This window comes from Neobacillus sp. PS3-12 (assembly GCF_030915385.1).
Taxonomy (GTDB): Bacteria; Bacillota; Bacilli; order Bacillales; family Cytobacillaceae; genus JAEVLT01.
On record NZ_CP133268.1, the window covers coordinates 801,210 to 816,607 of the forward strand.

Here is a 15,398-nt window from a genome sequence, read left to right on the forward strand (position 1 = left end):
GTTTTTTGTACTCTTAACTTTACCACATTAAAAAAGAAAAATCCCCATCAAGGGGATTAAAGAATGGTATGAGCAGGTTCTGCATATAGCATTTCTTTTATTCGATTATGCTCATCCATAATCGCAACTCTTGGTTTATGCTGTGTCACTTTTTCCTCCGAAACCAAAACATACGAAATAATAATAACAATATCGCCTTCCTGTACCAGGCGGGCGGCTGCACCGTTTAAACAAATAACACCGCTTCCTCTTTTGCCAGGAATGATATATGTTTCAAGTCGTGCACCGTTATTATTATTTACGATTGCCACTTTCTCATTTGCTGCCATTCCAACAGCATCAAGTATATCTTCATCAATCGTAATGCTGCCAACATAATTTAAATTTGCCTCAGTAACTGTGGCACGATGAATTTTGCCGTTCATCATTGTACGAAACATAACATCTTCACCCCTTATTCAAGAATTCCTTCATCTATTTCTATTATCAAGTTATCGATTAAGCGTACTCTAGAAAATTTAACAGCAATGGCAACGATCACTGTGCCGCTTAATCGTTCTAATGGTTTTAATTGCGGATAACTATATACCTCAACATAATCGATCAGTCCATTTGTTTCCATTGTAATCATTTTCGATACGATACTGATTATGTTTTGCGTATTTCTTTCGCCACTTTCAATTGACATTTTCGCTGTTTGTAAACTATTAAAGAGAACTGGTGCTTGGATGCGCTCTTCAGGGAGTAAATTTACATTTCGAGAGCTTTTCGCTAACCCATCTTGTTCTCGAATGATATCCACAGGCCTCAGTTCAATTGGAAAATTGAAGTCCTTAATTAAACCATCCACTACTGCCACTTGTTGAGCATCTTTTAGGCCAAAATATGCTCGATGGGGCCTAACGATATTAAACAGTTTTGTCAACACGGTCGCTACTCCATTAAAATGCCCTGGACGGGATTTTCCACATAGGACATCTGTACGATTCAGGGCAGTAATCTTGATAGATGGGGAGGAAGGATACATTTCCTCGACACTAGGAAAAAATACAAAATCAACCTGTCCACTCTCTGCTAAAGCACGGTCTCTTTCAAAATCGCGTGGATAAGAATCATAATCTTCGCCTGGTCCAAACTGAAGTGGATTCACAAAAATACTTAACACGACAACATCATTTTCTTTTCTTGCCTTTTTGATCAATGTTAAATGTCCCTCATGTAAAAATCCCATTGTTGGGACAAACCCGATTGATATTGATTGATTCTTTTGCCTGTTTATTTCAAACTGCATTTCACGAATAGTTGTAATTACTTTCATTTTAAACCTCCGTACAGTCCCTTTAATTCTTCTTCCTTCATGGTGAATGAATGCTGATCATCAGGGAATTTTTTATCCTTAACCTCTGCCGAATAGGACTGAATGGATTCTACTATAAATGGATTTAAACAATGATATTGCTTGACAAATTTCGGTACCCTTTCTACTCCGTAGCCTAGGATGTCATGAAAAACGAGAACCTGACCATCTGCTTCAACGCCCGCACCTATTCCAATGACAGGAATAGAAAGTGATTTGGCCACTTCTTCTGCTAGTTGTTTTGGGACACATTCGAGCACGATCATAAATGCCCCTGCTTCCTCACATTTTTGTGCATCATCAAGAAGTTTTCTGGCCGCTTTTGAATCTTTGCCCTGAACTTTATAACCGCCTAAAACGCCTACTGATTGAGGAGTCAAACCTAAATGAGCACAAACGGGAATCCCAGCTTTAGTAATAGCAGCCATTTTCTCCAGTACCTCATCTGCCCCTTCAATTTTGACAGCATGGGCACCTGTTTCTTGAATTAGCCTTCCAGCGTTTTTCAAGGTTTCATTTATCGACAAGTGATATGTCAAAAACGGCATATCGACAACAATAAATGTATCTTTTGCTCCCCGTTTTACTGCTTTTGTATGGTGGATCATTTCTTCAAGTGTTACAGAAACAGTAGATTCATACCCTAAAACGACCATTCCTAATGAATCACCGACTAAAATGACATCTACCTTCCCCTCTTCTGCGAGCTTGGCAGAAGGATAATCATAGGCAGTAAGCATGACAATCTTTTCCTTATTTTGTTTCATCTTCATAAAATCAGTTGTTTGCTTCATTCTTTTCCCTCCTTAGTTAGAAAGAGGAAATAAAAAGATCAATGGTATTTACCTTTCAGGCAAATAAAAAAGATCCTTCTGCAGGCAGAGAGGATCCATTGTTTCCATGATATCTTTCATCCCTCTGTCCCAGGTCCGCATTCACGGATCTAGGCAGAAACCTGTTTAGTTTAAATTAGCATCTAAAACAAGGTGCAGTTCTGTAGGATACTGCCCGAAAGAATTATATCAAACTTTTTAGATGCTTGTCTATCAGAAGATTCCAATAAATACTATAATTCGATATCTGCGGAATACACATGGTGTATTTCCCCAGAATCATCTTCAATTTGTAATACCCCATCTTCCGTGATTCCTAAGGCTTTCCCCTCAATCACACTCGTTAATGTTCTTGCTTTAATATGTTTACCAATACTAATCGCAAAACTTTCCCATAGAAGTTTGATCGGATAGAAGCCTTCTTCTAAATAATAGATATATAATTTTTCAAATTTTTCAAAGAAAGTCCTAACTAAACTTGAACGTGAGATTTTTTTCCCTTTTTCAATTGCTAAGGATGTTGCAATTGAATGAAGCTCCTCGGGGAAATCGATAAGCTGTTGATTAACATTGATCCCAATCCCAATAATAACAGAATGAATTCGGTCAGCCTCTGCTTGAAGCTCAGTTAAAATTCCAGTCAATTTTTTACCATTTAATAAAATGTCGTTTGGCCATTTTATTTCGGGAGTTATTCCTGTCTGTTCTTCAATTGCTTGAACAACCGCAACGGCAGTTAATAACGTTAATTGCGGTGCTTTTGGAAGCGGAATATTAGGACGAAGGATTAGACTCATCCAAATACCCGTGAATTTTGGTGAATGGAATTGTCTACCCATTCTTCCTCTTCCAGACAGCTGTTCTTCAGCGATCACAACCGTTCCTTCTGGAACATTTTCATTTGCAAGACGTTGAGCAACTTTTTGCGTTGAATCCACTGACTCTTGATAATGGATGTTTTGGCCAATGAATTTTGTATGTAGACCAAGCCGAATCTCATCAGCTGTAATCGCTTCAGGTGTGCTTACAATTCGGTAGCCCTTTCTTCTTACAGCCTCTAATTGAAAGCCATCCTTGCGTAATTCCTCCATATGCTTCCATACCGCTGTACGGGAGCAACCTATTAATTCTGCCAGGAATTGGCCTGATAAATATGAACCACCGGCATTTGTGAAGGCATCAACCAGTTGCTTTCTTATTTTTGATTGCACTTCAAAAGCCACTCCTTTATTTGTTTTTTGTCATTTTCAATCAGACCTTCCAATACAGCCGACTCGATCTTAAAAAGGCTTTCCTTTATCCAAGGCCCTGGTTTCCTGTTAAACCAAGTAAGTAAATCACTTCCGGCTATATCAAGATCTGTTTGTTGCTTTATAAGCAGGCTCCAATACATATTTGTTAATGATTCGATTGCCTCAGTGCTATCACTATTATTTAGTACGTGGTAAAGTCTTTCAACTGCTAGAGATACATGCAACCCAGCAGAATATATTTGATATTTCGTCCACTCCTGTTCAAGCCTATCTGCCAGGAAGTTTAAAATTAGTTCAATTTCCTTTATTTGTTTAACAGGAAGGCGCCACATACGTAAAAATTGCTCAGCATTTTTTCCTGTTTTCATTAAAGAAAAACAAATTAAGGACCACATTTCATTCGTATTTAGTTCATCGCAATGATAAGAAAGTATCTTTGTTAATTCTACTTTTCGATTCTCCAAGCCTGGCAAATAAGCGTAGAGATTTGTTTCCAGGATTATGTTAATCGCTTTCTTACGGCTTGGCCCAGACATTAATTTTTCAAATTCTGCCCTTTTGCGTTCAATCGCGATTTTCTCTAATAAATATCCAAGTTCTGTTAAGGCCTTTCGTGTCTGGGCTTCAATTTCAAAATTCAGCTGACTTACAAATCGTACAGCTCTCATCATTCGTAATGCATCTTCATGAAACCGTTCTTCAGCCTTACCGACTGTTCTAATTTCCCGCGCTTCAATACTTTCTTTTCCACCGAATGGATCATGAATTTGCTCATGCACATCCATAGCCATCGCGTTAATCGTAAAATCTCTTCGTTCTAAATCTTTTTCTAAGGAACGAATAAAAACTACTTCCTTTGGCCTACGAAAATCTTCATATTCTGACTCTGTTCTGAATGTAGTGATTTCATAGGAATTGCCATTATACAGAACAAGTACTGTACCATGTTCAATTCCAATATCAACCGTTTTTGGAAAGATTCGCTTTATTTCCTCTGGTGTTGCAGATGAAGCAATATCGACATCATGAATCTGCTTTTGCAGGATAAAGTCTCGCACCGACCCACCTACAAAATAAGCCTCAAACCCTGCATCTTCAATTTTTTTCAGGACACTTGCAGCAGACAAAAACGGCTCAATCATCAATTTCACCCTCGTCAAGAAGCTTAAAATATAAATCTTCATATTGTTTAACAATTGTCTCAGCATGGAATTTACTTTTTACTGTTTCAACTGCCATATCGGAAAATTTTTGATGTAGTTCTTGTTCGGACAAAAGATATATTGCCTTGGCGGCAATTTCTTCGATATCCCCTAAATCGCAAATAAAACCTGTCTTCCCCTCTTCAATAACCTCTGGAATCCCACCTACGTTCGTGCCAATACACGGGACACCGCATGCCATTGCCTCTAACAGAACCAGTCCAAAACTTTCCTTTTCGGATAAAAGCAGCATTAAATCACTTATGGAATACAGTTCTTCAAGGTTTTCCTGTCTCCCTAAAAAAAGGACACGATTGTTAAGACCAAGTTTATTGACTAATTTACTCACTTTACTCACTTCTGGACCATCGCCGACAAGTAGTAATTTCGCAGGCATTGTCTCTGCAATTTTAGCGAATGTTTTTACAACATCATCAACCCTTTTTACAGGACGAAAGTTTGATACATGGATAATTACTTTTTCCGCTATGTCAATCCCGAATTCCTCCCTCAAATGAGAAGAATCACTTTTCTGATAAACCCGATGATCAATGAAATTATAAACGGTCTCAATTGTTTTATCTGGATTAATTAACTCATAGGTTTGTTCACTCAATGAAGTAGACACAGCGGTAACAATGTCTGATTTTTCTATTCCAAATTTTATCGCATCTGTTAATGACGAATCATATCCAAGAACCGTAATATCAGTTCCATGAAGCGTTGTAACAATCTTTAGATTTCGATTACACATTTGCTTCGCTAAAATCGCACAAACTGCATGTGGAATAGCATAATGGACATGAAGAAGATCCAATTGTTCCATATTTACCACTTCCGCCATCTTACTTGCCAAAGCAATATCATATGGAGGAAACTGGAATACAGAGTATTGATTTACCTCAACTTGATGGTAATAAATATTATGGTACATCCTTTTAAGGCGGAAGGGGAGACTAGAAGAGATAAAGTGAATCTCATGTCCCCTCTCAGCTAGCATTTTACCTAATTCTGTGGCGACCACTCCGGAGCCTCCTACAGTTGGATAGCAGGTAATGCCGATTTTAAGCTTTCTCATTCAAATTCTCCTAAATATATACAATTGGTTATTTTAAATCCTCTTCACCATTATTCTCTTTAACAATGTTTCTCCATTCAAGTAATCCTTCATCCATGCCCCTAATCAATAATTCAGCTGTTCCCATGTTAGTTGCTAAGGGGATTGAATAAACATCACATAAGCGTACAAGGGCCGTTACGTCAGGCTCATGCGGTTGGGCAGTTAGTGGGTCTCTAAAGAAAAAGATAGCATCCATATTATTTTGGGCAATCATCGCACCTATTTGCTGGTCTCCACCGAGCGGACCTGATTGAAAGCGGTGAACATCAAGCCCAGTAGCATCCATGATCCTTTGCCCAGTTGTCCCTGTGGCGAATAATTGATGTTTTGCAAAGATTGTTTTATAGGCAGTTGCAAATTGGACCAAAGCATCCTTCTTTTTATCGTGAGCAATTAAAGCAATGTTCATATCAAATAACCCCTATTCTAAGATATTTTCAAGTCCATATACAAAGCTATTTACTTTCATAACTGTTTCTACCGCAACTTTAACTCCTGACATAAACGAACTACGATTGTATGAATCATGTCGAATGGTTAATGTTTGTCCATCCGAACCTAACAAAACTTGTTGGTGGGCAATTAACCCAGGCAGGCGGACGGAATGAATATGCATACCATCATAATCAGCCCCTCTAGCTCCAGCGATTGTTTCTTTTTCACTAGGATGCCCTTGCTTTTTCGCTTCTCGAACAGCCGATATCATTTCTGCTGTCTTTACTGCTGTTCCAGATGGGGCATCGAGCTTTTGATCGTGATGCATTTCAATAATTTCAATATCCTCAAAATACTTTGCCGCCATTTGAGAAAACTTCATCATTAAAACAGCACCAATAGCAAAATTAGGTGCAATAATGCAGCCTAATTGTTTTTCACGACAAATTGCCTCTAACTCTTCTAATTCATTTTTTGAAAAACCTGTTGTGCCTACTACAGGGCGAACATTATAGGAAAGGGCAGTTTTTGTATGCAGCATACCTACCTCTGGTGTTGTTAAATCTATTAATACATCTGCAGAATTATTCTGCAAACATTTTTCAAGATCTGTATAAATAGGTATATCTAAAGGAGGAAATCCTTCTAAATCACTTAGTTTCATCCCATCATTTTTATTGTCAATTACGGCAATCAGTTGAAAGTGTTCTGTTGAATGAACAAGTGCAACTGCTTCGCACCCCATCCTACCACGCGGGCCGGCAATAATAATTTTAATTTTCTCCATCTTCTTCACTCCGAATATCTTGAATAATTCTTGTCCAACGATTTTTATCTCTTGTCGCAAATTTGTTCATAACTATGTCGTGCGCTTTTTCTAAATCAATATTTAAAGAGTTTGCAAAGCAAATAAGGACAAAGAAAAGATCGCCAAGCTCCTCTTCAATCGTTTTTTCAACTTCATTCGTTTTTTTAGGCTTTTCACCATAATAATGATTGACCTCTCTGGCCAGCTCGCCTAATTCCTCAGTCATTCTTGCCAACATCGCCAGGGGACTAAAATACCCTTCCTTAAACTGACTGATATATGTATTTACTTCTGCTTGAAGCTCTTGAATTGTTTTGCCTTCTGCCAAAGTTTTCACCTCAATTTCCTTCCACTAAAAAAATACCACATCTTTCATGTTAGCTAAATTATCTGCTTTTTACAAATGTTTTCACCAAGTTAATTTCTCTGATTGCCCGCCTAAAATTTTTCTTATATAATTAAACCGCTTACAGAGGAGGAAGATATATTGTAAAGGAGGAAGATCATGATTTTACATACGAGACTAAAGAATATCATGTTAATCATACTTGGCGCTGCCATAATGTCTTTTGGATTGGTCAATTTTAATATGCAAAACAAATTAGCAGAAGGTGGCTTTACTGGAATTACTTTACTGTTCTATTTTTTATTTAAATGGGACCCGTCCTATACTAACTTACTTTTAAATATTCCTCTCTTCTTTATTGGCTGGAAATTACTTGGCCGAAATACTTTTTTCTATACGATTATTGGAACGGTCAGTGTTTCTATCTTTTTATGGATTTTTCAAAGAAACGCAATTGACATGCCATTAAAAAATGATCTTACCTTAGCGGCTTTATTTGCAGGGGTATTTACGGGGATTGGACTTGGTATTATCTTTCGGTATGGAGGTACAACTGGAGGAGTTGATATTATCGCCAGGCTTGCCCATAAATACACAGGCGGAACCATGGGAAAAACAATGTTCATTTTTGATGCCTGTGTCATTACGCTGTCATTGATCACATATTTAAACTATAAACAGGCTATGTACACTCTTGTTGCGGTATTTGTTGGTGCCCGAGTTATTGATTTTATGCAGGAAGGGGCTTATTCAGCAAGGGGAGCAATGATTGTTTCAGATAAAAAAGAAGAAATTGCCAAAAGTATCATGGAGGAATTGGATAGAGGTGTTACCATTTTAAAAGGTTACGGGTTTTACACGAGAAGTGACCGTGAAGTCATTTACTGTGTTGTAGCAAAGAATGAAATTTTTCGGCTAAAAAGTCTTATTACTTCCATTGATCCACATGCCTTTGTTTCAATTACGGTTGTTCATGACGTACATGGAGAAGGCTTTACTCTTGACGAAAATAAAAAACCAATTGAACCATAAAATATAATTAAGTGAAAAAAGCCGGAACGAAGGTTTCGGCCTTTTTGTTAATCATCGTTCCGATTAATACCCGTGTAAATTAGTATTAATCTAAGCAGTTCTAGGACAGCTACAGCAGCGGCAGCAACATAAGTAAGTGCGGCTGCATTTAAAACTTTCCTCGTTTCTCTTCTTTCATTTTCGCGAATTAATCCTAGATCTACAACCTGTTGCATTGCCCGATTGCTGGCATTAAATTCGACTGGCAATGTAACAATTTGAAATAATACAGCTGCCGCCATGCAAACAATCCCTAGTAACAACATTCCACTTAGATGTGCAAAAATCCCAATCATAATTAGGATCCAGGAGAAATTTGAACCAATATTGGCGACAGGCACTAATGCGTGACGGAAGCGTAAAAAGGCATACCCTTTGGCATCTTGGATAGCATGTCCGCATTCATGTGATGCAACTGCAGCAGCAGCAAGTGACTTACTATGATATATTTCGGGAGATAGGCGAACTGTTTTCGTTCTCGGGTCATAATGATCGCTTAAGAAACCATTCCCTAATTGAATTCCGACATTATATAAACCATTTGCATTTAAAACAGCCCTAGCCACTTCAGCCCCTGTCATATATGTTGATGAAGCTACTCGTGAGTACTTAGCAAATGTGCCTTTGACATTTAATTGAGCCCAAATAGGGATTAGGATAATGATGGCAAAGTAAACTAGATAAAGCATGGTTGAACCTCCAATTCAGCTTTACTTTCACTTATTGTATTCAAGCTGAATTTACGTGTCAATCTTTATACTCTCTTCTGTGGTCCTTATGTGTATCCTTATCACCTTTATATTTTCTCCAGCCAACATAGGATAATGTCATAATGATAATACTTCCTGTTGAAATAATTACCCACCATAGAGAAGGGTCGGCTTGGTCTTGATCCATGTCAGAAAATAATTTTTTTAAGTCAGTTTCCAAACCGTCGAGTTCTTTTAAACTTTTTGAATTTGAAACAATTTGGGAACGATAAACATCAATAAAATTAATCCTTGCATCTATTTTCTGTATATTTTCAACTGGAACATCTATTTTCATACTTGGGTAAATGATGTTGTATAGGGAAAGAAAAGAGTTGAAACTTGTATTAAATTTGCTTGTGTTACCATTATAGGCAGATTCTTTCACTTGATGAAAGGTGGTCATAATCTGGTCTTCCATTTCCGTCCATAATGGTTTATGACTCGTTGAAATGGCATCAATGACAAGACGGAACTTTGTTAATCTGCTGATTCTTTCTTGGTAATTCATCGTTGGACTGACCGCTGCTTCCATTGCTTCATCACGGGAAACGGTCACAATCCTTACCTCATCCATGGTTAAGGGACGTTTTTTTTCAGCAATCAATGAAAATTGATTTGAAAAATAATCCAACAATTTTTTTGCTTCATCGTACTTTTGAAATTTTACCATTTGAAGTGCTTCATCAGATATCTCATCCAGCTTATCGATCGGGGTCCGCTGGTCTGCAAGTACACTAATCGGAGCGAGCGAAAACACTATCATACAAAATAATAGCATCCATTTTACCTTCAAACTTGTCCCCCCTTTCATACTACTAAAATGTATGAGAGGAAGGACAAGGATAGACCATATTTCTATTTATAGAATTTACTTTATCTTAAGCTGGAAGCGATTTGGACGAATGGCAAAATAATAAGCAACTCCAATTGATAAAATCGAAAGCCAGAAAGTAAAATAACCTATTTGGGGAGTATATTTATTCAACATACTATAACGTGGCATCATGAAGAAAACATAATCGATAACAACATCATGCAATACCCAGATTGCAGCAATGATTAAATGTTTCCACTTAAACCGATAAAAAGGTGCAAACAGGATTCCTTCAACAGCCATTGCAAAATGAGAAACCATTAGCATATATCCGGCAGGGTCCAGTTCTCCTTGGACAACATATACAAGGCTATTCATGACAACTGCCCATATACCATATTTAAACAATGTGACAATGGCGAGTGCCTCCACAAATGGCCAGTTTTGTTTTAATAGAAAGGCTAGCAAAACAAAACAAAAAAATAAACTGGCTGTTGGGCTGTCAGGAACAAATGGAAGAAAAATTTTAGGAGTATCTGCCAGCTGCCATCCATACCAGTAGTAACCATAAATTGTCCCAGCTATATTAATAATTAGGAGCAAAATTAAAAATGACCGATTTGCTATTAAAGGATAAATCCACTTCACGTTTTTATTTCCTCTTTTCTTATGTATGGGATATGAGCATAAAGAAAACTCGCCGATTGGCGAGCCCCTAAGGGCGAAGACAGAAGCGTTGTTGCCCTTATACTTTCCGCTTAGCTAAAAAAGCCGACGAAATCTCGTCAGCTTTTCACTTTTATTATTTTTTACCAAGACCTGCAATAAACTCCGATAAGGCTTTTAACTGATCTGCATTACCTTTAAATACACCAGCTGGCATCTTACCTTTACCATGTTGAGCAATATTAGCAATTTGACTAGCGTTTAAACCGGTGCCAATAAGCGTAGGTGCAGCAGCTCCCCCCTGCAAATTATCACCATGACAAGCAATACAGCCTTGTGACTGAAACGTCTTATAACCTTCGCTTGTTTTATCAATATTTACCTGAGCCCTTATTTTACCTTGTTCTTCTACCTTTTTCCAATCCTCATTAGCTACTGATTGCCAAGTTAAAAACACTACTCCAGCTAAAGCTAATAGCATGATAGAAGTAGCAATTGGACGTTTGGCAGGCCTACGCTCTGGACCTCGATCTAAAAATGGTGCCAAAAGCAAACCACCAAAGGTAAGTCCTGGTATAATCATTGCTCCAATAACTGTGTAGGGACCGGAAGCATAGGAATACTTTAACAATTGATATAAAAATAAGAAATACCAATCCGGCAATGGAATATAACCAGTGTCAGTCGGGTCGGCAATCCTTTCAAGCGGAGCCGGGTGGGCGACTGTTAAACATAAAAATCCAACTAGAAAAACTGCACCTACCATCCATTCTTTCAAAAGGAAGTTAGGCCAGAATGCTTCTGTTTTACCGGGGTATTCCGAATAATCCTTCGGAATATTCGGCTTTCGGTGCGAAGGTGCTAACACACGTGAATCACCTACGAACTTCATACCTTTACCGCGATGCATCGAGCAATCCCCCTCCTTTTTTCATTTGTTTAATCATTAATACAAAACACATTTCATTTTATAGCGGTCCAGAAATACCTTGCTTACGAATCATTAAGAAGTGTGCTGCCATTAATCCAAACAATGCGCCTGGAAGGAAGAAAACATGGATAGCAAAAAAGCGGGTTAGCGTTTGTGCTCCAACAATCGTTTCATTCCCTGCTAGTAGAATTTTAATATATGACCCAATAAACGGAACTGCTGCCGCAATTTGCAAACCAACCTTTGTTGCAAATAGCGCTTTCATGTCCCAAGGTAATAAATAACCTGTAAAACCTAAACCAAGCATAACAAAGAAAATTAGAACACCAACAACCCAGTTTAGTTCACGAGGCTTTTTATATGCTCCTTGGAAAAAGACGCGTAATGTATGTAAAAACATCATAACGAGTACAAGACTTGCGCCCCAGTGATGCATTCCACGTACAATTTGTCCAAATGCTACTTCATTTTGCAAGTAATAAACCGATTCCCATGCATTTTTGATATCTGGTACATAGTACATCGTTAGGAACATACCAGAAAGAATTTGAATAACTGTGACGAAGAATGTTAGACCGCCAAAGCAGTACACAAACGCTGAAAAGTGGTGTGCAGGATTAACATGTTCTGGAACTTCATGGTCTGCGATATCGCGCCACAGCGGCGTAATATCTAAACGTTCATCTACCCAATCGTAAATTTTGTTTAACAAAGATTACGCCCCCTTCCGTGGTTCTGCTTTTCCTAAGTACAGGTAACCGCCCTTTTCTTTGTATGGATAGCGATCAAGCGGTGCTAACGGCGGTGTTCCAGGAATGTTGGTACCGTCTTTTTCGTATCGGCCATAATGGCAGGGACAGAAAAATTGATTTGGGTAATCCTTATTTGTATTCCATCCAACCGTACAACCTAGATGTTTACAAACTGGTGAAAGTGCAATAATCTGGTTCGTCTTTTTATCCTTATAGACCCAAGCAGTGTTTGTCACATCAGATTCATACCAAGCATCTTTTTGCTTGAATGTGAAATCGACACGAACCGGTTCGTCTGTTAGTTCTGCAATCTTTTTATTGGTTGCGATAAAGTTTCCTCCCGCATCAGCCTTTAAAACTGGATCAACAGCAAAACGAACCATTGGCATTAACATTCCAGCAGCCATAAATCCCCCTACACCAGTCAGTGTGTAGCTTAAGAATTGGCGCCTTGAAACTCGTTCCTTACTCATGCTTTCCCCCTCTATTAAGATTTAAAGTTCGGCGGACACAAAATTCTAATAAAACTAGGACATAATCATGATATATCAATCTTTAATGAAGGTCAACATTATCCCAAATAAGGTAAACTTAGGTCTTTCATTCAATTTCTTGCCATTTTCGACTAAAAATGGTAAGAATCTGCTGAACCTGACTTTCTACAATTGGCACCTTTTGAGAATCCTCTAAATTTTCCAACGGAATAGCTGGAATCCAAATTAATGAATCTTCAAATTTATTTTCACGAGCTTTCCATTCACTATCACATGTAATTAAAAAGATATGCTTTAATTGATTATTTTTTAAGGCAGAAACCCATCCCTCAAGTTCGCCATACCTCAATTCATCATCATGAACGGCTAAATATGTAAATGGAGGTAACAAGAGGATTCTTCCCATAAGTTGTCTTTCAAGCAAAGCCGTTACCAATGTAATAAATTCAGACATGGATGCTGCCTGCTTCATTTCCGTACCAAAGCCAACAGGGATTAATGGAATGACAGCTGTATCGATATATTCCTGAGCTTTCTGAAACTGTTCAATATCATGAGAGATCCATTTCATTGATCATCACTCCAAGCACTTTAGATTCCTCTTAATCATATCATTTAAAAAGCAAACAAAAAAATAGCAGCTTGCTTACTGTAAGCTGCCATTTTTTTCGGATACCTTTAATTGATTTAACTTTTTCGTTAAAATTTGAAATGCCTCCCTGTCTTGTTTATCCAGGGCCTCATCAATTAAATGGAGCAGCTTTTCATGCCGAAAACGTTCAATACTATGATTTAGAAATTCTTCAGCAATTAATCCGTCCTTTTCATTTACCTGAAGATGGTTTGGCATAAATGGATTTTCTTCAAGAACGGCGGCATATTGGTGTTTTTGATTAGAAGCATGAAAATTAAGTTGGATATAAATATCCTCTTCTCGGTTTAGACGGATATCATGGAAGGATTTTTCCGCATCTGTTGTCATTACATTTTCTTTGTAAAAGCGGAACGGTACCTTATCCACACAATGGGTAGACATGATTAAACCTCTTGGGCAATATTGTGCCTGTTCAACAAAATGAACCTTTTCCATTAATTGATCATGGCTCATTAAGTAATTTAAAATCCAAACACATTCCCGCCGCTTTAGTTGATAATGATTTAAAAACCAACGAATAAAGTCCTTTTTCTCGTTGACAGAAACAGGGGTTGCCATAGTAATTTCCCTCCTCTGCATTTAAGCTTCTTTAGATTTCAATGTCAGTTAAGCGTTCAAGTAAATCTAAATATTCTTCATTTGAAGGATTATTTTTTAATAGTTGTTTAAAAATTTCGGCAGCTCTATCATTTTTTCCTTCTTCAATTAAAAAATATCCGAAATCTGTCAAAAATGATTCATCTTCTTTGAAAAAAGGGTAGGCACTTTCATACTTTTCCATTGCTTTTGGATAATCCTCAAGTTTTTCATAAGCGAATGCAGCATCCCAAAGTAATTGCGGCTCATTTTCCTCTTGAATATCCATCGTATTTAACAGCTCAATTACTAGATCAAATTTTTCCTGTTTAATTAACAATGTATCCAGGTTTATCGCAGCTTCCGTAAAGCCAGGGTCCAAGACTAACGCCTCACGTAGGTACCTTTCTGCATCCTCCTCCCAGCCTAGATTCAAAGCAAGTTTCCCACCGTAAAATAATAATTCTTTATTAAATTCATCATGTTTAATTCCTTGTTGGACAATGTCAATACTCTTTTCTAATTCTTCTTCTCTTTCATAGGCCTTTGCTAAAGGCAAATAAAGGGAATTGTATTCTGGATCGAGTTCTTTTAATTCAAGGAATTTTTCGATGGCTGTTCGATTATATCCCCCTTGAAGGGCCGTAAATGCATATCCAAATAGGGTGTTAATTTCCAACTTTTCAGAAAGTGATTTTTCATAGTAAGGAAGGGCTTCCTCAAAGGCTCCAGACGTGCTTAATAGGTCTGCAATCCGCTGATTAATATTCACCCCAGCTATTTCACTTTGCTCTTTTAAAACGGCTGTATAGGCCTTTAATGCTGAGGTAATTTCACCCTGTTCACTGTATAACTCACCTAATGCAAAATCAATAACAATTTCCTTCGGCATGATCGCCTTTGCTTTTAGCAATTTTCCTTCACAAACTTCGTAAAGTCCTTGAATTTGATATAAATCAGCCAACAATAGCATTGACTGACCGAAGCTCGGATCCGTTTCAGAAATTCTTTCAAGTATGAGGGTGGCCTGTTCTTCATTACCTGCTTCGATTAATACTTCGGCAAGTAAAACAAGGAGTTCACCTTCATCTGGATAAATCTCCAAAAGATTTTCAAATAACCTTTTTGCTTCTTCCAAAAATCCCAGTTGAAATAACTCTTCTCCAAGAAGGTATTTTTCATCAGGTGTTCCGAGAGTTAATACTTCATTATATTCACTATTCGCTTGCTTATGTTGACCATTTTCGAGCATCGTTAATATTTTTTTTATTCTATCCATTTTGTCCTCTTCCTCAAAACGACTTGTTCGGTATTTTATTTTTTTTAGTTATCT

General features: G+C 37.7%; 19 protein-coding genes. 1 reads left to right on the forward strand and 18 read right to left on the reverse strand.

The window, feature by feature from the left end; all coding sequences use genetic code 11:
- Positions 1-56: 56 nt before the first annotated feature.
- The 9 genes from panD to RCG17_RS04160 all read right to left on the reverse strand — a co-directional run bounded on the left by panD (position 57) and on the right by RCG17_RS04160 (position 7,336).
- Positions 57-440: an aspartate 1-decarboxylase gene (gene panD, locus RCG17_RS04120; protein ID WP_308173998.1), complete on the reverse strand. Its 384-nt coding sequence runs from the start codon at positions 438-440 to the stop codon at positions 57-59.
- 14 nt (positions 441-454) lie between these two features.
- A complete protein-coding gene (gene panC, locus RCG17_RS04125) occupies positions 455-1,318 on the reverse strand; it encodes a pantoate--beta-alanine ligase (RefSeq protein ID WP_308173999.1) in 864 nt (287 codons plus the stop codon).
- Positions 1,315-2,151, reverse strand: a complete 837-nt coding sequence (gene panB, locus RCG17_RS04130; RefSeq protein ID WP_308174000.1) for a 3-methyl-2-oxobutanoate hydroxymethyltransferase — start codon at positions 2,149-2,151, stop codon at positions 1,315-1,317. Before panB ends, panC begins: the two co-directional genes overlap by 4 nt.
- A gap of 272 nt (positions 2,152-2,423) precedes the next feature.
- Positions 2,424-3,401: a biotin--[acetyl-CoA-carboxylase] ligase gene (locus tag RCG17_RS04135; protein WP_308174001.1), complete on the reverse strand. Its 978-nt coding sequence runs from the start codon at positions 3,399-3,401 to the stop codon at positions 2,424-2,426.
- Positions 3,386-4,585: a CCA tRNA nucleotidyltransferase gene (locus tag RCG17_RS04140; RefSeq protein WP_308174002.1), complete on the reverse strand. Its 1,200-nt coding sequence runs from the start codon at positions 4,583-4,585 to the stop codon at positions 3,386-3,388. The genes RCG17_RS04135 and RCG17_RS04140 overlap by 16 nt, the downstream gene beginning before the upstream one ends.
- The gene (gene bshA, locus RCG17_RS04145) at positions 4,578-5,723 is read right to left on the reverse strand and encodes an N-acetyl-alpha-D-glucosaminyl L-malate synthase BshA (RefSeq protein ID WP_308174003.1); all 1,146 of its coding nucleotides are present in this window, start codon (positions 5,721-5,723) and stop codon (positions 4,578-4,580) included. Before bshA ends, RCG17_RS04140 begins: the two co-directional genes overlap by 8 nt.
- Before the next feature lie 28 nt (positions 5,724-5,751).
- The gene (mgsA, locus tag RCG17_RS04150; RefSeq protein WP_308174004.1) at positions 5,752-6,174 is read right to left on the reverse strand and encodes a methylglyoxal synthase; all 423 of its coding nucleotides are present in this window, start codon (positions 6,172-6,174) and stop codon (positions 5,752-5,754) included.
- 12 nt (positions 6,175-6,186) lie between these two features.
- Positions 6,187-6,987, reverse strand: coding sequence for a 4-hydroxy-tetrahydrodipicolinate reductase (gene dapB, locus RCG17_RS04155; protein ID WP_308174005.1), 801 nt, complete (start codon positions 6,985-6,987; stop codon positions 6,187-6,189).
- On the reverse strand, positions 6,974-7,336 hold the full coding sequence (locus RCG17_RS04160) for a nucleotide pyrophosphohydrolase (protein WP_308174006.1): 363 nt from the start codon (positions 7,334-7,336) through the stop codon (positions 6,974-6,976). Before RCG17_RS04160 ends, dapB begins: the two co-directional genes overlap by 14 nt.
- Before the next feature lie 177 nt (positions 7,337-7,513).
- Here RCG17_RS04160 and RCG17_RS04165 point away from each other — a divergent pair, with 177 nt between their 5' ends.
- On the forward strand, positions 7,514-8,386 hold the full coding sequence (locus RCG17_RS04165) for a YitT family protein (RefSeq protein ID WP_308174007.1): 873 nt from the start codon (positions 7,514-7,516) through the stop codon (positions 8,384-8,386).
- Between the two features lie 47 nt (positions 8,387-8,433).
- Here RCG17_RS04165 and RCG17_RS04170 read toward each other — a convergent pair whose 3' ends face one another.
- From RCG17_RS04170 to RCG17_RS04210, 9 genes are all read right to left on the reverse strand, one after another.
- Positions 8,434-9,114: a zinc metallopeptidase gene (locus RCG17_RS04170; RefSeq protein WP_308174008.1), complete on the reverse strand. Its 681-nt coding sequence runs from the start codon at positions 9,112-9,114 to the stop codon at positions 8,434-8,436.
- A gap of 58 nt (positions 9,115-9,172) precedes the next feature.
- On the reverse strand, positions 9,173-9,970 hold the full coding sequence (gene ypjB / locus RCG17_RS04175; protein WP_308174009.1) for a sporulation protein YpjB: 798 nt from the start codon (positions 9,968-9,970) through the stop codon (positions 9,173-9,175).
- A gap of 75 nt (positions 9,971-10,045) precedes the next feature.
- Complete coding sequence (locus RCG17_RS04180) at positions 10,046-10,639, reverse strand: lipoprotein heptaprenylglyceryl N-acetyltransferase LhaT (protein ID WP_308174010.1); 594 nt, start codon at positions 10,637-10,639, stop codon at positions 10,046-10,048.
- 154 nt (positions 10,640-10,793) lie between these two features.
- Positions 10,794-11,567: a menaquinol-cytochrome c reductase cytochrome b/c subunit gene (locus RCG17_RS04185; RefSeq protein ID WP_308174011.1), complete on the reverse strand. Its 774-nt coding sequence runs from the start codon at positions 11,565-11,567 to the stop codon at positions 10,794-10,796.
- Between the two features lie 58 nt (positions 11,568-11,625).
- Positions 11,626-12,300 carry a menaquinol-cytochrome c reductase cytochrome b subunit gene (gene qcrB / locus RCG17_RS04190; RefSeq protein WP_308174012.1) on the reverse strand — a complete coding sequence of 225 codons (675 nt, stop codon included), beginning with the start codon at positions 12,298-12,300 and terminating at the stop codon, positions 11,626-11,628.
- A 3-nt stretch (positions 12,301-12,303) separates the two neighbouring features.
- On the reverse strand, positions 12,304-12,813 hold the full coding sequence (locus tag RCG17_RS04195) for a QcrA and Rieske domain-containing protein (RefSeq protein ID WP_308174013.1): 510 nt from the start codon (positions 12,811-12,813) through the stop codon (positions 12,304-12,306).
- A 127-nt stretch (positions 12,814-12,940) separates the two neighbouring features.
- On the reverse strand, positions 12,941-13,405 hold the full coding sequence (locus RCG17_RS04200; RefSeq protein WP_308174014.1) for a YpiF family protein: 465 nt from the start codon (positions 13,403-13,405) through the stop codon (positions 12,941-12,943).
- A 75-nt stretch (positions 13,406-13,480) separates the two neighbouring features.
- A complete protein-coding gene (locus tag RCG17_RS04205; RefSeq protein ID WP_308174015.1) occupies positions 13,481-14,047 on the reverse strand; it encodes a ReoY family proteolytic degradation factor in 567 nt (188 codons plus the stop codon).
- Positions 14,048-14,078: 31 nt separating this feature from the next.
- A complete protein-coding gene (locus tag RCG17_RS04210; protein ID WP_308174016.1) occupies positions 14,079-15,344 on the reverse strand; it encodes a tetratricopeptide repeat protein in 1,266 nt (421 codons plus the stop codon).
- Positions 15,345-15,398 lie beyond the last annotated feature (54 nt).